This is a genomic window from Pantoea sp. GABEPS69 (genome assembly GCF_045780835.1).
GTDB lineage: Bacteria > Pseudomonadota > Gammaproteobacteria > Enterobacterales > Enterobacteriaceae > Pantoea > Pantoea septica.
The window spans coordinates 1,429,125-1,449,556 of the sequence record NZ_CP118618.1 but is presented as its reverse complement, the minus strand read 5'-3'; the positions used below and the strand labels follow the sequence as shown (position 1 = coordinate 1,449,556).

The 20,432-nt window shown below is 60.5% G+C and carries 21 protein-coding genes; 11 read left to right on the top strand and 10 right to left on the bottom strand.

Features of this window, described 5'->3' with window-relative positions:
* Positions 1–10: 10 nt before the first annotated feature.
* Positions 11–922 (top strand): ketopantoate reductase family protein, encoded by a 912-nt coding sequence (locus PVE98_RS06865; RefSeq protein ID WP_033750048.1) that lies wholly within the window; start codon positions 11–13, stop codon positions 920–922.
* Here PVE98_RS06865 and PVE98_RS06860 read toward each other — a convergent pair whose 3' ends face one another.
* Positions 923–1,702 (bottom strand): ElyC/SanA/YdcF family protein, encoded by a 780-nt coding sequence (locus tag PVE98_RS06860; RefSeq protein WP_096073437.1) that lies wholly within the window; start codon positions 1,700–1,702, stop codon positions 923–925.
* 85 nt (positions 1,703–1,787) lie between these two features.
* On the opposite strand from PVE98_RS06860, the gene PVE98_RS06855 reads away from it, so the two are divergent.
* From PVE98_RS06855 to PVE98_RS06845, 3 genes are read left to right on the top strand one after another with little or no spacing between them, the layout of a single operon-like run.
* Positions 1,788–2,849, top strand: coding sequence for a LacI family DNA-binding transcriptional regulator (locus PVE98_RS06855; protein ID WP_096073438.1), 1,062 nt, complete (start codon positions 1,788–1,790; stop codon positions 2,847–2,849).
* 52 nt (positions 2,850–2,901) lie between these two features.
* Complete coding sequence (locus PVE98_RS06850; RefSeq protein WP_096073439.1) at positions 2,902–3,138, top strand: DUF4160 domain-containing protein; 237 nt, start codon at positions 2,902–2,904, stop codon at positions 3,136–3,138.
* Positions 3,119–3,382 (top strand): DUF2442 domain-containing protein, encoded by a 264-nt coding sequence (locus PVE98_RS06845; protein ID WP_096073440.1) that lies wholly within the window; start codon positions 3,119–3,121, stop codon positions 3,380–3,382. Before PVE98_RS06850 ends, PVE98_RS06845 begins: the two co-directional genes overlap by 20 nt.
* Positions 3,383–3,505: 123 nt before the next feature.
* Here PVE98_RS06845 and tmaR read toward each other — a convergent pair whose 3' ends face one another.
* On the bottom strand, positions 3,506–3,826 hold the full coding sequence (tmaR, locus tag PVE98_RS06840; RefSeq protein WP_033791495.1) for a PTS system regulator TmaR: 321 nt from the start codon (positions 3,824–3,826) through the stop codon (positions 3,506–3,508).
* A 161-nt stretch (positions 3,827–3,987) separates the two neighbouring features.
* Positions 3,988–5,046, bottom strand: coding sequence for an FUSC family protein (locus PVE98_RS06835; protein WP_187143649.1), 1,059 nt, complete (start codon positions 5,044–5,046; stop codon positions 3,988–3,990).
* 207 nt (positions 5,047–5,253) lie between these two features.
* On the opposite strand from PVE98_RS06835, the gene PVE98_RS06830 reads away from it, so the two are divergent.
* The 3 genes from PVE98_RS06830 to PVE98_RS06820 are packed head-to-tail and all read left to right on the top strand — an operon-like array spanning position 5,254 to position 8,977.
* A complete protein-coding gene (locus PVE98_RS06830) occupies positions 5,254–6,006 on the top strand; it encodes a gluconate 2-dehydrogenase subunit 3 family protein (RefSeq protein ID WP_102990973.1) in 753 nt (250 codons plus the stop codon).
* Complete coding sequence (locus PVE98_RS06825; RefSeq protein ID WP_096073441.1) at positions 6,003–7,766, top strand: GMC family oxidoreductase; 1,764 nt, start codon at positions 6,003–6,005, stop codon at positions 7,764–7,766. Before PVE98_RS06830 ends, PVE98_RS06825 begins: the two co-directional genes overlap by 4 nt.
* Positions 7,763–8,977 carry a cytochrome c gene (locus tag PVE98_RS06820; RefSeq protein WP_333620475.1) on the top strand — a complete coding sequence of 405 codons (1,215 nt, stop codon included), beginning with the start codon at positions 7,763–7,765 and terminating at the stop codon, positions 8,975–8,977. Before PVE98_RS06825 ends, PVE98_RS06820 begins: the two co-directional genes overlap by 4 nt.
* Before the next feature lie 34 nt (positions 8,978–9,011).
* Here PVE98_RS06820 and dacD read toward each other — a convergent pair whose 3' ends face one another.
* Positions 9,012–10,175: a serine-type D-Ala-D-Ala carboxypeptidase DacD gene (dacD, locus tag PVE98_RS06815; RefSeq protein ID WP_187143650.1), complete on the bottom strand. Its 1,164-nt coding sequence runs from the start codon at positions 10,173–10,175 to the stop codon at positions 9,012–9,014.
* Positions 10,176–10,442: 267 nt separating this feature from the next.
* Between dacD and PVE98_RS06810 the strand changes: the two genes are divergently transcribed.
* The 3 genes from PVE98_RS06810 (at position 10,443) to sbcB (ending at position 12,615) form a co-directional block, all read left to right on the top strand.
* Positions 10,443–10,610 carry a type II toxin-antitoxin system HicA family toxin gene (locus PVE98_RS06810; RefSeq protein ID WP_096073443.1) on the top strand — a complete coding sequence of 56 codons (168 nt, stop codon included), beginning with the start codon at positions 10,443–10,445 and terminating at the stop codon, positions 10,608–10,610.
* A 46-nt stretch (positions 10,611–10,656) separates the two neighbouring features.
* Positions 10,657–11,061, top strand: coding sequence for a type II toxin-antitoxin system HicB family antitoxin (locus PVE98_RS06805; RefSeq protein WP_033750073.1), 405 nt, complete (start codon positions 10,657–10,659; stop codon positions 11,059–11,061).
* A gap of 129 nt (positions 11,062–11,190) precedes the next feature.
* A complete protein-coding gene (gene sbcB / locus PVE98_RS06800) occupies positions 11,191–12,615 on the top strand; it encodes an exodeoxyribonuclease I (RefSeq protein WP_096073922.1) in 1,425 nt (474 codons plus the stop codon).
* 75 nt (positions 12,616–12,690) lie between these two features.
* Here sbcB and PVE98_RS06795 read toward each other — a convergent pair whose 3' ends face one another.
* From PVE98_RS06795 to ltnD, 5 genes are all read right to left on the bottom strand, one after another.
* On the bottom strand, positions 12,691–14,046 hold the full coding sequence (locus PVE98_RS06795) for a GntP family transporter (protein WP_096073444.1): 1,356 nt from the start codon (positions 14,044–14,046) through the stop codon (positions 12,691–12,693).
* A gap of 108 nt (positions 14,047–14,154) precedes the next feature.
* Complete coding sequence (locus tag PVE98_RS06790) at positions 14,155–14,940, bottom strand: HPr family phosphocarrier protein (protein ID WP_096073445.1); 786 nt, start codon at positions 14,938–14,940, stop codon at positions 14,155–14,157.
* On the bottom strand, positions 14,940–15,566 hold the full coding sequence (locus PVE98_RS06785; protein ID WP_096073446.1) for an aldolase: 627 nt from the start codon (positions 15,564–15,566) through the stop codon (positions 14,940–14,942). Before PVE98_RS06785 ends, PVE98_RS06790 begins: the two co-directional genes overlap by 1 nt.
* Positions 15,559–16,827, bottom strand: coding sequence for a 3-oxo-tetronate kinase (gene otnK / locus PVE98_RS06780; RefSeq protein ID WP_096073447.1), 1,269 nt, complete (start codon positions 16,825–16,827; stop codon positions 15,559–15,561). The genes PVE98_RS06785 and otnK overlap by 8 nt, the downstream gene beginning before the upstream one ends.
* A gap of 2 nt (positions 16,828–16,829) precedes the next feature.
* Entirely contained in the window at positions 16,830–17,729 is a 900-nt protein-coding gene (ltnD, locus tag PVE98_RS06775; RefSeq protein WP_033750092.1) for an L-threonate dehydrogenase, read from the bottom strand.
* Positions 17,730–17,990: 261 nt separating this feature from the next.
* Here ltnD and ygbI point away from each other — a divergent pair, with 261 nt between their 5' ends.
* Positions 17,991–18,752, top strand: coding sequence for a DNA-binding transcriptional repressor YgbI (gene ygbI, locus PVE98_RS06770; RefSeq protein ID WP_033750096.1), 762 nt, complete (start codon positions 17,991–17,993; stop codon positions 18,750–18,752).
* Positions 18,753–18,817: 65 nt separating this feature from the next.
* Here ygbI and PVE98_RS06765 read toward each other — a convergent pair whose 3' ends face one another.
* Positions 18,818–20,173, bottom strand: a complete 1,356-nt coding sequence (locus PVE98_RS06765) for an APC family permease (protein WP_033750099.1) — start codon at positions 20,171–20,173, stop codon at positions 18,818–18,820.
* Positions 20,174–20,432: the final 259 nt, after the last annotated feature.

Genomic DNA, 20,432 nt, shown 5'->3' with positions numbered 1-20,432 from the left:
AAAATCGATCATGCGCATTCTTATCGTAGGCGCCGGAGCAACCGGCGGATATTTTGGCGCGCGTCTGGCGCAGGCGGGACGCGACGTTACCTTTCTGGTGCGCGAGCGTCGCTTCAGGCAGCTTAGCGAAAACGGCCTGGTGCTGCGCACGCCGCAGGGCGTGGAGAAACTTCAGCCGCAGCTGGCGCAGGCGGGATCGCTGCGCGGTCCCTACGACCTGATTATCCTGACGGTGAAAAGTTTTGCGCTGGCGCAGGCGATAGAAGACATTGCGCCCGCCGTGGGCGAACAGACGCTGATTATGCCGATCCTCAACGGCATGCGTCATTTCGACACGCTGCGCGAACGCTTCGGCGATAAGGTGATCGGCGGACTGGTAAAAATCAACGCGACGCTCGGCGAACAGGGCGAAGTGGTACGGATGACGGCGCTGCACCAGATCTATTACGGCGCGCTGGACGGCCGTAACGACGCGCGGCTACAGCGCGTGGACGAGGCGCTGCGCGCGGCCAGCGTCGACACCATTTTTTCCGATAATATTATCGGCGAGCTCTGGGAGAAGTGGCTGCTGCTGAGCACGCTCGGCGCGGTCTGCTGTCTGGCGCGCGGCGATACGCAGCAGGCGCTCACCGCCGAGGGCGGCGAAGCGCTGCTGCGCGGCATCTTCAGCGAGGTGCTGGCGACCATTACCGCCGACGGCTACCAGCCGCGGCCGGCGGTGACGGCGAAAATCCTCGAGCTGCTGAGCAATCCCGCCACGCCGATGACCTCCTCGATGTATCGCGATTTATGTCAGGGCTTTGATATCGAAGCGGAACAGGTGATCGGCGATCTGGTGAAGCGCGCGGCGCGCAACGGCGTCAGCGTGCCGCTGCTCAACGCGGTGAACGTCAATTTACAGGTCTATTTAAAGAGCCGTTAACTAGCGCCCGGCAGCCAGCCGCGCCTGCACGGCGGGCAGCTGCATCAGGCGATGCCAGCCGGCGTCTACCGCGTCGGGCATCTCGACTTCGCCGAAAAAGCCGGCCCCGCGCGGGCCGTAGCCCTGTTCATCGTTGCGCAGGCGCTGCACTTCGCCCATCAGCAGCTGCACGAAGCGCTCCAGCGACCACAGCCCCTGCGGCGGCGCGCCGGTGATGCGCGCCATGCCGGAATCGAGCGTCACGACCGGGATAAATACCGGCCAGTTGATAAAGCGAGGCGCGTCGTCGCGCTCGCGCCACTGCCAGCGGAAGGTGGCGTCGGCGCGGCGCTGCAGCAGCGGATCCTGAATCAGCACCACGCGCTGCGGCCGCAGCTGGCGGGCATCGAGCAGGCGCTGGCTGAAGGCGGCGTTTTCGCCGGAGTTGCGCGACGCCTCCTCCAGCAGCAAATCTTCTTCGTCGAGGCCGCCGAAAACGCGGGCAATCGCCGCCAGCATCTGCGCCTCGCTTTTGCCGCGCGTCTCGATATCGCGATAGAGCGGATGCAGCGCCATCGCCTGCGCCAGCGCGCCGGTGGCGTGGCCGATGCCGCCGCTGAGCAGCAAGGGCAGCCCGAACCTTTTCGCCAGCGCCACCGCGCCCTCGATATTCGGCAGCACGGCGTGGCCGGCAAGTATCGCCATATCCGCTTCAATGTCGCCTTCGACGGGCATATCGTCCAGCGCCAGCCAGGCGGCAATAAGATTGAGATCCTGTATGGCCTGAGGGTTAAGCTGCATCTTTCCTCCGTTCGGGTTGTGCGCAGACGCGCCTGCGCGACGAAAATTTTGTTACACTGGCCGCCTCTGTCCAGTGGAGAAATCAATGACTTCCCGCGCTATCACTCTTGATGACGTCGCCCGCCTTGCCGGCGTCTCCTACCAGACCGTTTCCCGCGTGCTTAACCATTCGCCGCAGGTCTCCCCGCGCACGCGGGCGAAAGTGGAAGCGGCCATGCAGCAGCTCAACTATGTGCCAAACCGCGTGGCGCAGCAACTGGCGGGCAAAGCGACGCGCACGCTCGGGCTTGCCACCAGCGATCTGGCGCTGATGGCGCCGGCGCAGATCGCCTCGGCGATCCAGCAGCGCGCCAGCCGCGACGGTTACCATCTGGTGATCGCCATGCGCAGCCACAACAGCGCCGCCGAGACCGTCAACGAACTGCTGGCGCAGCGCGTCGATGCGCTGATGATTAATCTGCCGCTGGCCGCTGCGGAAGCGGAGCAGATCCAGACGCTGTGCGGCGACAAGCCGGTGATTTTTATGGATGTCGAACCTCAGGCGCAGGTAGCGCAGTGTCAGTACTCCAACGCGCGCGGCGCGCGGGCCGCCGTCGAGCACCTGGTCGAGCTGGGGCATCGCCAGATCGGCCTGCTGAACGGCCCGGCGCAGGCGATTTCGGCGCAGCTGCGCGAAGCGGCGTGGCGCGAGGCGCTGGCGGCGCACCGCCTGACGCCCTTCTGCGCGCTGCGGGGCGACTGGAGCGCGCAGTCTGGCTATCAGGCGATGCTGCAACAGCTGCCCGATCGCCTGCCGCAGGCGCTGCTGGTGGCGAACGATCAGATGGCGCTTGGCGCGATGCGGGCGCTGCATCAGCACGGGGTGGCGATTCCGGGCGAAATCTCGGTGGTCGGCTATGACGATACTGCCGAAAGCGCCTGGTATCAGCCGCCGCTGACTACGGTGCGTCAGGATCTGCAGGCGCTGGGAGAACAGTGCGTCGAAACGCTGCTGGCGCGTCTGCAGGATGCGCCGCCGCCCTCCCGACCGCTGGAGCCGACGCTGGTGCTGCGCGCCACCACCGCCGCGCCGGGCGGCGAAGTACCGGATGGCGAGGCGCTGGCGCAGCAGCTGCAGCGCATCGCGCGCCAGCTGCTGCAGCGCTGAAGGTGGAGTAAAAGCGTCTATTCTTTTCACACCGTTTGTCAGGGAGATAAACATGCCGACTGTTCTTAGAATTGGCCCTTACCGCTTCTATTTCTACAGTCATGAACCCAACGAACCCGCGCACATCCACGTTGATAAGAAGAGTGCAACGGCTAAAATATGGTTGCATGACTTGAGCGTGGCGCGCAGTGTGGGTTTTGCTTCGCATGAGCTACGTGAACTTCAGCGCCTGGTGAAAGAGAACCAGAATCATCTTCAGGAGGCCTGGGATGCTTACTTTACAAAGTGAGAATGATATACGCGTCATGAAGGTCCATATTGACGACGACCGTCTGACTGTGGACCTGATGGATGGGCGCACTATCTCCGTGCCAGTTGCGTGGTACCCGCGTCTGGCTGCCGGCACGCCTGAACAGCGTCAAAAATGGGAATTGTGTGGCGCAGGCTACGGCATTCACTGGCCCGATCTTGATGAAGACCTAAGTACAGAGGGTCTGCTGCGTGGTGCAAAGGGAATATTAACAGGACAATGACGCTGATCTTCTCTGTATCCGTACCGCTATTCGTGACGAAATGCATATGAAAAAAAAACCGCAGACTTAAAAAGCTGCGGTTTTTTTACGCTATGAAGATGAATTTGTCTTCAGTACGGCCAGTTACTGCGCTTTCGGCTCACCCATCGATTTCAGTTTTTTCGACAGGTCGCGACGCTCTTTCGACAGATCGGCGTTTTTGATGATGTATTCATCGACGCGATCTTCGTAGTCGGAACGCATCGAGGCGATGATTTCCTGAATCGCCTCAATGCTCATGCCCGGTTTAATATATTCGCTCAGGTTGTCCAGCAGCAGAACGCGCTTCTGGTTATCACGGATTTTCTTTTCGTTATCAGTGATTTCACGCTGCAGTTTGTTTTTACGACGGAACATACGCACAAACTCCAGTACGTCCTGAAATGATTGCTTGGCATTTTCCATGGTGGCACCTTTTTTTGGGCCTGCTTACGCAGGGGGTAGAGTCATAACCTTCAGCTTAGCGGTTCGCCAGCCGGGGCGACAATTGTCGCCGCTAAAATCGGACTGGCGCTTATCTTAGCGCAAAGAATGCGCCTTTCGCATTAAGTCATTGTCCCTGGTGATTATTTGCGCAGCGCCAGGCGGATCAGATCGGTCATGCGCTCCAGCTGCTTCGCCAGCTCCAGACTTAGCCAGACATAGCCGTAGATAGGCGTCTCTTCCAGCCGTTCGCTGCCCGCATCGGCGATCAGCTGCTTGAGCTCGCGGGTGATTTCCGTCAGCTCGTGGCTGTTGGCCACCACCTCGTCGGTCTCGCCGCGCAGCGCCAGCGCCGAAAGCGCGTGCAGCGTCTTTTCGGTCATCTGCTGGGTGCGCCGCAGCGTCGGCGCGTTGAGCAGGATAAGATGCGTTTCGCGCGAGGCCCACCAGGCTTCGATCTGCATCTCCACCGTGTTCACCATATTGCGGTTGATGGTCTGAATCGCCTCAAACACCGATTTGGGAATTCGCGTCTCTTTACTCGCCGGCACCAGCAGCGCGCGCATTTTCACGACGTTGGTCAGCAGCTTGCCCAGCGGCTTTTTCAGGCGCGGCTTCTCTATCAGGTTGGGGGAAAAACCGGCATGATAAATTTTGGCGATCTCCGCCAGCGAGTCCGACAGCTGTATGCGCCAGTGGGTATAGGCGCGCTGCGCCCAGATGGCGCTGAACAGCAGCGCCAGCAGCGAGCCGAGAATTACGTCCCCGCCGCGCCACAGCGCCACGGTGAAATCGCCCGCCGGCGCGCCGACCACCACGCTGAGCGTAATGCCGATCAGCAGCGCCATATAGGGATGTTTCCCCAGCGTCAGGTAGCCGCACACCATCATCACGATGCCGCACCATGCCAGCATCACCGGCAGCGACATCATCTCCAGCTTGAGGGCAATCAGGCCTGAGATGGATCCGGCGAAGGTGCCGCAGATACGCTGGATGGCGCGTGGGAAAACGTTGCCCCAGGTAGAGATCGGCCCCATCACCACCACCAGCGTGATCAGCGGCCAGGTGCCTTCGGGAATACCGGTGAGCCGCACCAGCAAAAAGGTAAGTAAAAAGGCGATGGCGATGCGTACGCCATGCACGCTGCGATAGTGGCGATAGAACCAGAACTCGATATTCGATATGGGCTTATCTGGGCGCAAGTTGGCTTTCCGGCTGAGGATCATAAAGTGCGTTATTTTATCCCATGACGTTGCTAAGGCTTAATGCCGCTTCTACATTTCAATACAGTTTTGACACCTTCTTACAATTATCAACATTGCCTTTACAAGCACCCAAAATCATAAAAACAACCACATAACCACATCTCCTATTTTCGTTTATTTGATAACACGACTTAAGGAAGCGACATGAAGAAAAGAGCCAAAACGTTGCCGGGCGTCACGCGACGGCAGGTGTTGACCTGGTCTACGCTAGGCGTAGCCGCCAGCGTTACCCGCGCGGCCGACGCCGTCTCCTTGAAAGGTTCGCCGGGCTGGACGCCCTTCTCCGATAATCCCCCTGAAACCTTCGACCAGCCCGGCTGGCTCTTTTTCACTCAGGAAGAAGCTGAAACCATTGAAGCCATCGTCGATCGCCTGATCCCCGCCGACGAGCTGAGCGTGGGCGGCAAAGAAGCGGGCTGCGCGCAGTTTATCGATCGTCAGCTGCACGGTTTTTACGGCACTTTCGAGCGCATTTATATGGAAGGCCCATTCCAGAAAGGCACCGTCGAACAGGGCGATCAGTCGCCGCTGGTGCCGCAGCAGCGCTACCGTCAGGGCCTGGCCGCGCTCGACCGCTATGTACAGCAAACCTCTCAGAAACGTTTTAAAGAACTGATGCCGCAGCAGCAGGACGCGCTGCTGGCCGCGATGGAGGCGGGCAAGGTGCACTTCGAGGGCTTCGATGCGCAGTCGCTGTTTATCGAGGTGCTGAACAACACCATGGAGGGCTTTTTCGCCGATCCCATCTACGGCGGCAATCGCGATATGGCGTCATGGAAAATGCTGGGCTTTCCCGGCGCGCGCTACGACTATCGCCCCTACATCGAGCGGCACAACGAAGATCTGCATCTCGAACCCATCAGCATCGCACAGTGGAAAGGCAGGGATAAGCCATGAAAAAATTACCTAAAACGGATGTCGTGGTGATCGGCCTCGGCTGGGCGGGCTCGATTATCGCCAATGAGCTGGCCGACGAAGGGCTGGAGGTGATCGGCATCGAGCGCGGTCCGTGGCGCGATACCGCGCGCGATTTCAATATCGGCACCGTGACCGATGAACTGCGCTATGTGATGCGCGAAGAGCTCATGCTGCGCACGCGACAGAATACCTGCACCATGCGCAATAACCCGTCGCAGACCGCGCTGCCGATGCGCACCTGGGGATCCTTTCATCCCGGCAACGGCACCGGCGGCGCGGGCAACCACTGGGCGGGCATTACCTTTCGCTTTCAGCCGCACGAATTCCAGCTAAAGAGCTATCTCACCGAGCGCTACGGCGCCGACGCGATGCCCGGCGAGCTGACTCTGCAGGACTGGGGCACCAGCTGGGAAGAGATGGAGCCGCACTATATGCAGTTTGAGCGCGTAGCGGGCACCTCCGGTTACGCGGGCAACCTCAACGGCGAGAAGCGCGCCGGCGGCAACCCGTTCGAAGGCCCGCGCAGCGGCGACTATCCCACGCCGCCGCTGCGTCAGCCTTACGGCCCGACGCTGTTCGCGCAGGCGGCGAAAGAGATGGGCTATCAGCCCTTCCCTGTGCCCTCTTCGCTGGTCTCCGAGGCCTATACCAATCCCTACGGCGTCACCATGGGCCCCTGCACCTTTTGCGGCTTCTGCACCAACTACGGCTGCGCCAACTACTCCAAAGCCAGCGCCATTACCACCGTGCTGCCCGCGCTGATGCGCAAAGAGAACTTTACCGCCTATACCAACTGCGAAGTGCTGGAGGTGCTGACCGATTCCAGCGGCAAAAAAGCGACCGGCGTCACCTACGTCGACTCCTCCGGCGATACCTGGGAACAGCCAGCCGATCTGGTGATTGTCGCCGCCTTTACCTTTGAGAACGTGCGCCTGATGCTGCTGTCGCAGATCGGCGAGGCCTACGATCCGGTCACCAACAAGGGCACAACCGGCCGTAACTACGCCTACCAGACCGCCAACAACGTGACGCTGTTTTTCGATGACAAGAACTTCAATCCCTTTATCGGCGCGGGCGCGGTCGGCATGGGCATCGACGAGTTCAACAACGATAACTTCGACCACAGCGGCCTCGGCTTCTTCGGCGGCGGCAGCATCCGCGTGACGCCGATCGGCTCCGCGCCCATCGGCTATCGTCCGCTGCCGCCCGGCACGCCGAAGTGGGGATCGAAATGGAAGCGCGCGCTGAAAGATAACTACCTCAGCACCATGTCGATCGGCTGCGAGGCCAGCAGCTATACCACGCGCACCAACTACCTTTCGCTCGATCCCAACTATAAAGATCCGCACGGCCGTCCGCTGCTGCGCATTACCTTCGACTTTTCGCACAACGATCTGAAGATGGCGCAGTACTGCACCGGCAAAGTGGCGGAGATCGCCAAATCGATGAACCCGCGCGAGATGATCGTTAAACCGATGACCGGCCACTGGAGCAGCGTGCCTTATCAGTCCTCTCACGTCGTCGGCGGCTTTGTGATGGGCGCCGATCCCAGCACCAGCTCGGTCAACAAGCATCTGCAGGTCTGGGACGTGCCGAACCTGTTCGTGGTGGGCGCCTCCGCTTTTCCGCAGAACCCCGGCTACAATCCGACCGGCACCGTGGGCGCGCTGGCGTTTAAGGCGGCGCACGCGATCCGCACCTGGTATCTGAAACGTCCGGGGGAGATGATTACCGCATGAAAACGCTGAATGCACTCTCCGCCGTGCTGCTGCTGGTTGCGAGCGTCGGCAGCCAGGCGCAGCCGGAGTATGACCAGTACGCGCGCGGCAGCTATCTCGCCACCCTCGGCGACTGCACCGCCTGTCATACCACCGATGCGAAGCAGCCCTATGCGGGCGGCGTCAAGATTAATACCCCATTCGGCGTGCTGGCCGGCGCCAATATCACGCCGGATCGCGAGACCGGCATCGGTGACTGGAGCTATGACGATTTCCGCCGTGCCATGACGGAAGGCATCGGCCACAACGGCAAACGGCTCTACGGTGCGATGCCGTTTACCGCCTACACCAAGATGTCCGAGCGGGACCTGCAGGATCTCTGGGCGTGGATACAGACGCTGCAGCCGATCCATCATGAAGTCGAAACCAACCAGCTCCCCTTCCCCTTTAATATTCGCACCAGCCTGATTGCCTGGAACTGGCTTAACTTCGATAAGGGCACGTTTATACCCGATGCGAAAAAGTCGGCGGAGTGGAATCGCGGCGCCTATCTGGTGCAGGGGCTCGGGCACTGCGGCACCTGTCACACCTCGAAGAACTTTCTCGGCGGCGATAAGGGCGATCGTTTCCTCAGCGGTAGCGAAGTAGAGGGCTGGTATGCGCCTAACCTCGGTGCGGACGCCCATACCGGGCTGGGAAAATGGACGCCGGAGGATATCGTCAGCTATCTGCGCACCGGCGTGAACCGTTATGCCATCGCTTCCGGTCCGATGGCCGACGCGGTGCGTCACTCGACCCAGTACTGGCGCGAAGAGGATCTGCGCGCGGTAGCGACCTTCCTGAAAGAGGGGAAAACCCACGATGAAGAGGTGCCGCAGCCGCTGGCCGCCAGCGACGATCGCATGAAGCTCGGCGCGCAGATTTATGAGGCGAAGTGTTCCGCCTGTCACAGCCCTGGCGGACGCGGCGAGCGGAATATTTTCCCGCAGCTGGCGTCCAATCCGCTGATCAACCAGCCGAACGCCACCTCGCTGATCCGGGTAGTCAGCGCAGGCAGCCGCGGCGTCGATACCGACGCCCGACCGACGGCGCCCGCCATGCCCGCCTTTGCCGGGGTGCTGGATGACGAGCAGATCGCCGCCGTGCTGACCTATGTGCGCAACAGCTGGGGCAACGCCGCCGCGCCGGTGTCGGCCAGCGACGTTAAGGATGTGAAGGACGATCTGAAGTAATAACCAGAGGCGGCACGGAGGCCGCCCGATGCTGTCAGAACTTCTGCTTCAGGTAGTCCTGAAGACGCGTGAAGACGCCTGCTTTCTCTACCGCTGAGAGCGTGACCAGCGGATAGCTCGCCAGCTGTTTGTCCTTATCGATCACCTGAATCTCGCCGATGGTTTCGTTGGCTTTCAGCGGTGCCTCAAGGTCCTTACGGTTAATTACATATTTGGCCTTCACGTTCTGGATCTCGCTGCGCGGCAGCGACAGGTAGACGTCGTTGGCCGTGCCGACGGCGACGCTGTGCGGCGCGCCGTACCAGACGTTTTCAGTGCCGATTTTCTTGCCCGCGTGGAACAGCTGCACGGTGTCGAAGGTGTTCTGACCCCAGACCAGCAGCTTGCGCGCCTGCTCTTCACGCCCTTTTGGGCTTTTGCCGCCCATCACTACCGCGATCAGACGATGCTGGCCGACCACGTTAGAGGCGATGATATTGAAGCCCGCGGTTTCGGTATGGCCGGTTTTCAGGCCGTCGACGTGCAGATTGTTGTCCCACAGCAGCCCGTTGCGGTTGTTCTGCGTGATGCCGTTCCAGGTGAGGGTTTTCTCGCTGTACATGGCGTAGAAATCGGGTTCGCCGCTGATAATGGCGCGCGACAGCTTCGCCATGTCCCGCGCGGAGGAGAACTGGCCCGGCGCGTCGAGACCGTGCACCGTCTCGAAGTGCGTATTGGTCAGGCCCAGCTTCTGTACGTACTGATTCATCATATTGACGAAATTCTGCTGACTGCCCGCCACGTAGTCGGCCAGCGCCACGCAGGCGTCGTTGCCGGAGTCGATGATGACGCCGCGGCTGAGGTCGCGCACGGTGATCTTGTCGCCAGGCTTAATAAACATCAGCGAAGAGCCTTTAAATACCGGGTTGCCCGCCGCCCAGGCGTCTTTACCGACCGTCACCATGTCGTCGCGGGTGATTTTTTTTGCGTCGATGGCGCGGTCGACTACGTAGCCGGTCATCAGCTTAGTCAGGCTGGCGGGGTTGCGGCGCTCGTCCGGATTGCCGGCGGTCAGCACCTGTCCGGTGGTGGCGTCCATCAATACCCAGGAAGCGGCGTCAATCGACGGTGGCGTCAGGGGAAACGGCATATCGTCGGCCTGGGCCAGCGAAGCCAAAAAAAGAGTTCCAGTTACAGTGATCAACAGACGCCTTTTCAACACTTCATCCTCAAGGTTACGGGGAAAACAGCGGCTCGTTTTACGGCAAAAGGCATAAACAGGTTTGATTAAATTGAAAAAAAGTGTGATCGGCTGCGGAGCGCGCCGCATAACGTTCTCGTTGTGCTTTTCCTGCTTACCCGGAATTACGCATTCTCACCTGAATATCGTGGTCTGACTTTAGTAACTTCATTGCGCTCTTATATCGGTTGAATCTGTGGTTATAGTGGGTATAAAATTAATCCGCAATGGCACAAGGAGGTGCTTTTGAGCAGTAAAGAGATGATGAAGCTCCTGCGGGAGCATGGCTGGATGCTGGTACGCGTAAGAGGAAGCCATCATGTATTTGTGAAACCAGGTAAGCCTTATCACATCTCGCTGCCCCATCCGGAAAAGGACTTAGCGGTCGGTACGCTAAAAAAATCATCAAGCTGATGAAATAACGCAGGCCACCTGCCTGAACAGTAATAAGGAGATGGCAATGAGATTTCCCGTCTATTTGCATAAAACCGATTCCGAAAGCTATTCGGGATTTGCCCCTGATATAGAGGGCTGCTTTTTTGCCGGCGAAACGGTAGATGATACCCTGCAAGATGCGGCTGAAGCGTTGCATATTCATTTTGAAGCCATGGCAGATAGCGATATGCCTGTACCGGAAACCAAAGGCATTGAGTTTTATCTTCAGGACGATGCCTGTCAGGGCGGCATCTGGGCCTTTGTGGATATAGACGTGAGCAAATATGATGGTAAAGCCGTCAAGCTTAATATTACCCTGCCGCAGCACCTGCTGACGCGTATCGACCGCTTTGTGGAATCACATAAAGAGTTCGGTTCCAGAAGCGGTTTTTTAGCTGAACTGGCGCGGCGCGAGCTGGCGAAAGCCTAATCTGCCATCTGTTTTACCGCCCCGGCGCTCACGCCTTTCGTTACCAGCCCGCCTCCCGCGCTGGCGTGGTTGTGACCCGCGACGCAAGCGACTATGCTGTGCGTTGTTTTCTCAGTACAGGATATGCTCGTGCCCGCCTCTGAACGCACTTTTCTCTTTCACGATTACGAGACTTTCGGTAAAAGCCCCTCGCTGGATCGTCCGGCGCAGTTTGCCGCGCTGCGCACCGACAGCGATTTCAACCCGGTCGGCGAGCCGCAGATTTTCTACTGCCGTCCCGCGGACGACTATCTGCCGCAGCCAGAAGCGGTAATGATCACCGGCATTACGCCGCAGGTCGCGCGCGCGCGCGGCGTATCGGAGGCGGAGTTCGCCGCCCGGATTTATGCGCTCTTTACCGAAGAGCAAACCTGCGTGGTGGGCTACAACAATGTGCGCTTCGATGACGAGGTCACGCGCAACATCTTCTATCGCAACTTTTTCGATCCTTATGGCTGGAGCTGGCAAAACGGCAACTCGCGCTGGGATCTGCTGGATGTGATGCGCGCCTGCTACGCGCTGCGTCCCGACGGCATCGTCTGGCCGGAAAATGAGGACGGCTTTCCCAGCTTCAGGCTGGAGCACCTCACCAAAGCCAACGGCGTGGCGCATGAGAACGCACACGACGCCATGTCGGACGTCCACGCCACGCTGGCGATGGCGAAGCTGGTGAAAGAGAAACAGCCGAAGCTGTTTGAGTTCCTGTTTACGCATCGCAATAAAAACAAGCTGATGACGCTGATCGACATTCCGCAGATGAAGCCGCTGGTGCACGTCTCCGGCATGTTCGGCGCGGCGCGCGGCAATACCAGCTGGGTCGTGCCGCTGGCGTGGCATCCGGACAACCGCAACGCGCTGATCGTCGCCGATCTTGCGGGCGATATGACGCCGCTGCTGGAGATGGACGCGGATGCGCTGCGCGAGCGGCTCTACACGCGCAAAAGCGATCTGGCCGACGATGAAGCGTCGGTGCCGATCAAGCTGGTGCATATCAACAAGTGCCCGGTGCTGGCGCCCGCCAACACGCTGCGCCCGGAAGATGCGGCGCGTCTGGGTATCGATCGTGAAGCCTGCCTGGCGAATCTGGCGCTGCTGCGTCAGCATGCCGAAGTGCGTGAAAAGGTGGTCACTCTGTTCGCCGAGGCTGAGCCCTTTAGCGCGCCGGACGATGTCGACGCGCAGCTCTATGACGGCTTCTTTAGCGACGCCGATCGCGCGGGAATGAACATTTTGCGTCAGACAGCGCCTGCCAATCTGCCGGCGATGGATCTCGCTTTCCAGGATGCGCGCGTGGCGAAGCTGCTGTTCCGCTACCGCGCGCGCAACTTCCCCGGCACGCTGGATGATGCCGAACAGCAGCGCTGGCTGCAGCACCGCCGCGAAGCCTTGAACGCGGAGCGCGTGCAGGCATTTTTGCTGGAGCTGGAGTCGCTGGCGAGCCTGCACGAAGGGGATGCAGAAAAGATGGCGCAGCTAAAAGCGCTTTACCTCTACGCGCAGGAACTGGTCTCATAATGGAATAACGATGCGCTAGTGCGCACTCTTCTCCTTTTCTCCCCCACCCTCCGGGGGAGAAACGTCATAAGCCGGTTACACCAGCGCCCACACCAGCCAGGTCAGCGCAAAGCCGCTCAGTCCCATCAGCGTGGTCAGCACCGTCCAGGTTTTCAGGCCGTCGCCGACCGACAGCCCCAGATAGCGCGTGACCACCCAGAAGCCCGCATCGTTAACGTGCGACAGTCCCAGACCGCCGAAGCACGCCGCCAGCGTCACCAGCACACGCTCCATATCGCTGGTGCCGCTCACCGCGGAGGTGAGCAGTCCGCTGGTGGTCAGGATCGCCACCGTGGCCGATCCCTGCGAGGCGCGCAGCGCCAGCGACAGAATAAAGGCGGCGGGCACCAGCGGCAGATGCAGCGTCTCCAGCGTCAGCGCCAGCGCCTTGCCGACGCCCGACTCCACCAGTACTTTGCCGAAGGCGCCGCCTGCGCCCGCCACCAGGATCACGCTCGCCGATCCTGGAATGGCGCGGCCGGTCAAATCTTCCAGCTTGTCCTTGCTCCAGCCGCGACGCACGCCCAGCAGCCAGGCGGCCAGCGCTAGCGCAATCAACAGCGCGATGGGCGGCGTGCCGATCACCGTCATCACTTTACCCGGCAGGCTGTCGGCCGCCAGCAGCGAGTGGGAAATCGTGCCGAGCACAATCAGGAGGATCGGCACCACAATCAGTCCGGCGATGGTGAGCGCGCCTGGCGGCGCCGGCTCGTTCTTCTTCTCCGCGCCTTCCGGCTTCGCCATTTGCAGCTGTTCCAGCACCTCTACCGACAGATGATACTGGCGGCGATTCATCGCTTTCGCGACGTAGTAGCCGATAATGCCCACCGGCACCGAAATCGCCAGGCCGATCATCATCAGCCAGCCCATGTCAGTATGCAGAATGCCTGCCGCCGCCGCTGCGCCTGGATGGGTCGGCAGCGCCACGTGAACAGTGAGCATCACGCCCGCCATCGGCAGGCCGAACTTCAGCGGCGAGACGCGCGCCACCTTGGTGAAGCCGTAAATCAACGGAATGACGATAATAAAGCCGACCTCGAAAAACACCGGTATGCCGAGAATAAAAGCCGCCATGGTTAGCGCTGCGACGGTGCGCCGGATGCCGAGGCTTTTGCTGAAGCGCTGAGCCAGCGACTCCGCGCCGCCCGAGGCCTCAATCACCGCGCCGAGCATCGCCCCCAGCACGATGATAATGGCGATATGGCCGAGCAGGCTGCCCATGCCGCTCATAATGGTTTCCATAATCTTTTCAGCCGGAATGCCCGTTGCGATGGCGACCAGCAGGCTAACGATCAACAGGGCAACAAAGGGATGGACTTTGGCTTTAATAACCAGCAGCAGCAGGATAACGATGCTGGCGGTCGCAATGGCTAACAGCAGTGCGGTGGACATGGTAAACCTCAGATAGGGTTATCTTTATATGAATAATGAGTACAGTGATGCCTGGCTCTGGTGCAGGATGAAAACCGGCGTCGTCACGCCGGGGTATTCAGTCTCTCTTCAGCTTTTTTTCGCCCAGGGCGCGAACCAGCCGAGGCCGTCCAGCGTATTGCCGCGCGGAATATACTCGCAGCCGATCCAGCCCTCATAGCCCACCTCGTCCAGCAGGTTAAACAGCCAGGGATAGTTGATTTCGCCTTCATCAGGCTCATGGCGGTTCGGCGCAGAGGCGATCTGGATATGGCGGTAGCGCCCGATATTGTCGCGGATCAGGCGGCTGAGATTACCGTCCACCAGTTGCGCGTGGAACAGGTCGAGCTGGGTAAAGACGTTGGGGCGATCGATGCGCGCCGCCATCTCCAGCGTCTGATACTGGCTGGCATAGAGATAGTGCGGCTTGGTTACCGGATTAAGCGCTTCCAGCAGCAGGTTGATGCCGTGCGGCGCAAAACGCTCCGAGGCATAGTGCATATTGCGCACAAAGGTGTCGGCGTAGGCCGCGCGATCGCTGCCCGGCGGCACCGTGGCGGCCATGATATGCACCTGCGGCACCGCAAGCGCCAGCGCATACTCCAGCGCGCGGTCGATATCGGCGCGCGCTTCCGCCTCACGGCCAGGAATGGCCGATACGCCCCACTCGCCTGCTGCGACGTTGCCCGGCGCGGTGTTGAACAGCACCAGTTTCAGGTTGTGCTCGTCGAGCAACTGCTTTAGCTGCGCCGCCGGGTAGTCATAAGGGAACAGAAACTCGACCGCGTCAAAACCGGCCTGCGCCGCGGCGGCGAAGCGTTCGATAAAGGGCACTTCGTTAAACTGCGTTGAGAGGTTTGCGGCAAACTTCGGCATTATCGGCTCCTTAATTCCGCCACTTCGCTGTCGCTGAGATAGCGAATGGCGCGGTCGCCTAGGGTAAACATCAGGCGGGCGGTCTCTTCCAGCTCCTCGGTATTGTCGGCGGCTTCGCGCAGCGATTTGCCGACCACCACCGGGCCGTGGTTCGCCAGCAGGAAGGCGCGATACTGGCCCGCCAGCCGCGATAAATCTTCCGCCAGGCGCTCGTCGCCGGGCTTGTAGTACGGCACCACCGGCACGTCGCCGACGCGCATCACCACATAAGGGGTGAACGGACGGATACAGTTCTGCGCGTCCAGTCCCTCAAGGCAGGAGAGCGCCGTCAGGTAGTGGCTATGCAGGTGAACCACCGCTTTGCAGTCGGGGTCGCCCACGTAGAGCGCGCGGTGAAAAGCGATCTCTTTCGACGGCTTGTCGCCCGAGAGCCACTCGCCCGCCAGCGTCACTTTCGACAGGCGATCGGCATCCAGCTCGCCGAGGCAGGAGCCGGTCGGCGTGGCCAGCAGATTACCGTCTTCCAGCAGCAGAGAGAGATTGCCGGCCGAGCCGGTGGCGTAGCCGCGGGCGAAAAATGAGGCGCCCAGCTTCACCATCTCTTCGCGGGCCTGTTGTTCAGTCATGGGCAAACTCCGTTTGTGCGCGGCGGAAAAACGCTTCGTCGCCAAAATTGCCGGACTTCAGCGCCAGCGAAAGCGGTTGATGAATATCCCGCACCCAGGGCACGCCAGGTGAAATCGTCGGGCCAATATGGAACGCGGTGACACCAAGGCTCTGCGCCACCACGCCAGAGGTTTCGCCGCCCGCCACGATAAAGCGCTGCCAGCCGCGCGCCTTAAGCTCGCGCGTGACGGCGGCGAACAGCTGCTCGACCGCCTCGCTGCTGCGCTGCGCGCCATACTGCTGCTGGATTTTTTGCAGCTGCTGCGCATCGGCGGTGGCGTAAAGCAGCGGCGCCAGCGGCTGGTCGCTATGCGCTACCACCCAGTCGCACAGCGCCTGCGCGTAGGCGTCGGCGTTCTCCAGGCAGCGCGCCACCTCGACCTCATGGGAAGGAGCCTGCTGACGATAGGCGCTGACCTGCCGGTTGGTCATCTGCGAGCAGGAACCGGAGATCACTACGGCGCGCTCGCCCTGCGGACGGCCTGCGTTTTCCGCATCAGCGACCGCGCTGCCGGCCTCGGCCCACTGGCGCGCCAGCCCGATCGCGAGGCCCGAGCCGCCGGTCACCAGGCGCATATCGCGTAGCGCTTCGCCCTGGGTCAGCAGATGCTGCTCGTTGAGCGCGTCAAGCACCACGTAGTTAACGCCCTGCGCCTTGAGTTCGTTCAGCTGCTCACGTACCGCCTGCGCGCCCCGATCCAGCAGCGGCGCGGCGATCAGCCCCGCTTTACCAGCTGACTGGCGCGCCATCAGGCGCAGCAGGTTGCTGTCGGTCATCGGCGTCACCGGATGATGTCGCATGCCGGAATCGCTCAGCAGCTGCTCGCCGACGAACAGATGTCCCTGGTAAACGGTGCGGCCGTTGACCGGCAGCGCCGGGGAGATCGCCGTCTGGGTTTCGCCCAGCGCCGCCAGCAGCGCATCGGTGACCGGGCCAATATTGCCCTGTTCGGTGCTGTCAAACGTAGAGCAGTATTTGAAGTAGAAGCGATCGCAGCCCTGCGCCTGCAGCCAGCGCAGCGCAGTGAGCGACTGCTCTACCGCCTGCTCTGGCGGACAGGAGCGCGACTTCAGACTGATCACGATCGCCTGCGCGGTCAGCGCGTCATGCTGCTGCGGCACGCCGTTGAACTGGATCGTGGAGAGCCCGTTCTGCACCAGAAAGCTGGCGATGTCGGTAGCACCGGTAAAGTCGTCGGCGATGATGCCTACACGCGTCATGTTCACCCCTTTGCCTGCGGCAGCTCAATACCGCTGAAAATCTTGATCACCGCGCTGTCGTCTTCGCGGCCGTGGCCGGCGTTGCTGGCTTCGGTAAACATATTGAGCGCCGTGGAGGCGAGCGGCAGCGGAAAGCGCAGCGATTTGGCGGTATCCGCCACCAGCGTCAGATCCTTAACGAAAATATCGACGGCCGATTTCGGGCTGTAGTCGCCGTCCACGACGTGGCGCATGCGGTTCTCGAACATCCAGGAGTTGCCCGCCGCGTTGGTCACCACGTCATACATGGTATCGAGCGGGATACCGGCGCGCGCCGCCAGCGCCATCGCTTCCGCGCCGACGGCGATATGCACGCCCGCCAGCAGCTGGTGAATGATTTTAACCGTCGAACCGAGGCCGATTTCGCTGCCGACGCGGTACACCTTAGCCGCCACCGCATCCAGCACCGGCTGCAAACGCTCGAACGCCGCGTCGCTGCCGGACGCCATCACCGTCATCTCGCCGGTTGCCGCTTTCGCCGCCCCGCCGGAGACCGGCGCGTCGAGCATCAGCAGCTGATGCTGCGCCAGCTGCTGTTCAATCTGCTGCGCGTCCTGCGCGGAGATGGTCGACGAGACCATCACGACGGTGCCGGGCTTCAGCTTTGCCGCCAGCCCGCTGTCGCCGAACAGGATGCCCTTCACCTGCGCGGCGTTCACCACCAGCAGCAGCACCGCTTCCAGCTGGTCAGCAAAGCCGTCGGCAGAGGATTGCGCATCGCGCCCGCCTGCCTGACGCAGCGTCTCCAGCGCGGCGGGATTGAGATCGACGCCCCAGGTATTCAGCCCGGCGCGAATACAGGACGTCGCTGCGCCCATTCCCATGGAACCTAACCCGATAACACAGACGTTTGAGAGTGGCACTGTCGGCCTCCGCTGTTAATTTAAGTGATTATTTGTTTGATGTTGTTAATTCTGGCAGGATCGCAGAGGGATAAACGTGCTTTATGTCACATATCTTCACTAAACAGACTAGCCCTGAACATTTATTCACAAATAGCGCATGACACTGAAATTTATGATTATTAGTGAAATAGCCACCCAAAAAAGCGGCCATTTTTTTCATTCAGCTGATGACGCAAATGCTTTACACTGTGAAAAATTGATAAGCAAGGAGTGCAGGGAATGATACCGATTGAACGCCATCAGCAGATTCTGGCGCTGGTCGCCGAGCGCGGCGTGGTCAGCATTGCCGAACTGACGGAGCGGCTCGGCGTATCGCATATGACAATCCGGCGGGACGTGCAGAAGCTGGAGGAACAAGGCGCGGTGCTGTCAGTCTCCGGCGGTGTGCGGTCGGCCGACCGGCTGGCGGCGGAGCCGTCGCATCAGACGAAAACGACGCTCTATAACGCCGAGAAGAACGCCATCGGCCGCTACGCCGCCCAGCATATTCCGCGCAACAGCTGTATCTATCTGGATGCGGGCACCACCACGCTGGCGCTGGCGCGCGAGCTGCTGGACCGCGACGATCTGCTGGTGGTAACCAATGACTTTATGGTGACCAACCTGCTGATGGAGGCGAGCGACTGTCGGGTGATTCACACCGGCGGCACGGTGTGCCGCGATAATCGCTCCTGCGTAGGCGAAAGCGCGGCCCGTAGCCTGCGCCATCTGGCGATCGATATCGCCTTTATCTCCGCCTCCTGCTGGGGCCCGCGCGGCCTGTTTACCCCCGACGAAGACAAGGTAATGGTGAAGCAGACGGTGAGCGAGGTAAGCAGCAAGCGCGTGCTGCTGAGCGACAGCTCGAAGTACAACAAAATCGCCACTTTCCTGGCGCTGCCGCTGGCGCGTTTCGACAGCATTGTGACCGATACGCAGCTCAGCACCGCCGCGCGCAGCGCGCTGAGCGAAGGCAGCTGGGAGCTGGTGCTGGCGGAGTAAGTGCGAAGACGCGCATAAAAAAAGAGGTGAGGCTTGCGCCTCACCCCTTTTTCACCGCAGGCGAATTACACTTCTTCGCTGTACTGCGGCACCGGATTGCGGAAGCTGCGGGTGACGAACGCGAGGTAGACAATCCCCACGGCGGCCCAAATCAGGCCCAGCACCATCGAACTCTCTTCCAGGTTAATCCACAGCGCGCCAACCGTCAGCGCGCCGAGCACCGGCAGCACCAGATAGTTGATATGGTCGCGCAGCGTGCGGTTACGCTTCTCGCGGATCCAGAACTGGGCGATCACCGAGAGGTTAACAAAGGTAAAGGCCACCAGCGCGCCGAAGTTAACCAGCGCCGTCGCGGTCACCAGGTCGAAACGGATCGCCATCAGCGCCACGGCGCCGACCAGCAGCACGTTCAGCGACGGCGTACGCCATTTCGGATGGATATAGCCGAAGAAGCGCTCCGGGAAGACGCCGTCGCGGCCCATCACGTACATCAGACGCGACACGCCCGCGTGCGCCGCCATACCTGACGCCAGCACGGTCACCACCGAGAAGATCAGGATGCCGAACTGCAGCACATGGCCCGCCACGTACAGCATGATTTCCGGCTGCGACGAATCGGGATCCTTGAAGCGCGAGATATCCGGGAAATAGAGCTGCAGGAAGTAGGAGGCCACGATAAAGATCAGGCCGCCGATCAGCGCCGTCAGGAAAATCGCGCGCGGAATGGTGCGCTCCGCGTCTTTGGTCTCTTCCGACAGCGAGCTGATGCCGTCAAAGCCCAGGAACGAGAAACAGAGGATAGTCGCGCCGGTAATCATCGGCACCACATGGGCGTCAGGAGACCAGAACGGCTGCGAGCTGGTGAGCGTGCCCGCGCCTTCGCCGTGCGCCACGCCGTAAATCACCATGCCGGTAATACCGATCATCACCACAACCTGCAGCACCACGATCACGCTGTTAAAGTTGGCCACGGTTTTAATGCCGCGCAGGTTGGACATCGTCATAAACGCCACCAGCAGCACTACGAAGATCCATGACGGAATGCCCGGCACCAGCGCTTCGAAATAGTTTTTCGCCAGCAGGATGTTGATCATCGGCATGAACAGGTAGTCCAGCAGGGATGACCAGCCGACCATAAAGCCGACGTGCGGACTGATCGCCTTCTGAGCGTAGGTATAAGCGGAGCCCGCAGATGGGAAGCGGCGTACCAGCTTACCGTAGCTTACGGCGGTAAACAGAATCGCAATCAGCGCAAAGGCGTAGGCGGTGGCGACGTGACCGCTGGTCAGACCCGACACGATACCGAAAGTATCAAACAGGGTCATCGGCTGCATGTAGGCAAGGCCAATCATGACGACCGGAAGCAGGGTCAGAGATTTTTTCAGGTGGGCACGCTGTGGTGCTGAGGTATCAAGCGACATGTTTCAGACCTCCCTGAGCTGCAACCTGACTGGATTGCATCACGGGAGCGAGGAAGGCGGCGTTATGAGCCTGCACGGCGCCGTAGTCATCACGGAAACGAGAGCCAGCGCGGGCTGGCTGAATGAATAACATCCCCATCTTTGTATCCTCAGTTCGTACGCTTGCGCGTTTTTTAACGTGTATCTATCCGGGCGCGCCCGGCCTCATGCGAATCGGTTAAGTACATGCAAAAAAAATAACCGAGGCTCTTAAAAGCAT

Coding starts and splice junctions, on each gene's coding strand:
- PVE98_RS06795 (WP_096073444.1), bottom strand. CDS start 14,046: ATGTCCACCGCACTGCTGTTAGCCATTGCGACCGCCAGCATCGTTATC.
- PVE98_RS06865 (WP_033750048.1), top strand. CDS start 11: ATGCGCATTCTTATCGTAGGCGCCGGAGCAACCGGCGGATATTTTGGC.
- PVE98_RS06855 (WP_096073438.1), top strand. CDS start 1,788: ATGACTTCCCGCGCTATCACTCTTGATGACGTCGCCCGCCTTGCCGGC.
- PVE98_RS06765 (WP_033750099.1), bottom strand. CDS start 20,173: ATGTCGCTTGATACCTCAGCACCACAGCGTGCCCACCTGAAAAAATCT.
- PVE98_RS06850 (WP_096073439.1), top strand. CDS start 2,902: ATGCCGACTGTTCTTAGAATTGGCCCTTACCGCTTCTATTTCTACAGT.
- PVE98_RS06830 (WP_102990973.1), top strand. CDS start 5,254: ATGAAGAAAAGAGCCAAAACGTTGCCGGGCGTCACGCGACGGCAGGTG.
- PVE98_RS06860 (WP_096073437.1), bottom strand. CDS start 1,702: ATGCAGCTTAACCCTCAGGCCATACAGGATCTCAATCTTATTGCCGCC.
- PVE98_RS06845 (WP_096073440.1), top strand. CDS start 3,119: ATGCTTACTTTACAAAGTGAGAATGATATACGCGTCATGAAGGTCCAT.
- PVE98_RS06790 (WP_096073445.1), bottom strand. CDS start 14,940: ATGCCGAAGTTTGCCGCAAACCTCTCAACGCAGTTTAACGAAGTGCCC.
- PVE98_RS06785 (WP_096073446.1), bottom strand. CDS start 15,566: ATGACTGAACAACAGGCCCGCGAAGAGATGGTGAAGCTGGGCGCCTCA.
- tmaR (WP_033791495.1), bottom strand. CDS start 3,826: ATGGAAAATGCCAAGCAATCATTTCAGGACGTACTGGAGTTTGTGCGT.
- PVE98_RS06820 (WP_333620475.1), top strand. CDS start 7,763: ATGAAAACGCTGAATGCACTCTCCGCCGTGCTGCTGCTGGTTGCGAGC.
- ygbI (WP_033750096.1), top strand. CDS start 17,991: ATGATACCGATTGAACGCCATCAGCAGATTCTGGCGCTGGTCGCCGAG.
- otnK (WP_096073447.1), bottom strand. CDS start 16,827: ATGACGCGTGTAGGCATCATCGCCGACGACTTTACCGGTGCTACCGAC.
- PVE98_RS06805 (WP_033750073.1), top strand. CDS start 10,657: ATGAGATTTCCCGTCTATTTGCATAAAACCGATTCCGAAAGCTATTCG.
- PVE98_RS06825 (WP_096073441.1), top strand. CDS start 6,003: ATGAAAAAATTACCTAAAACGGATGTCGTGGTGATCGGCCTCGGCTGG.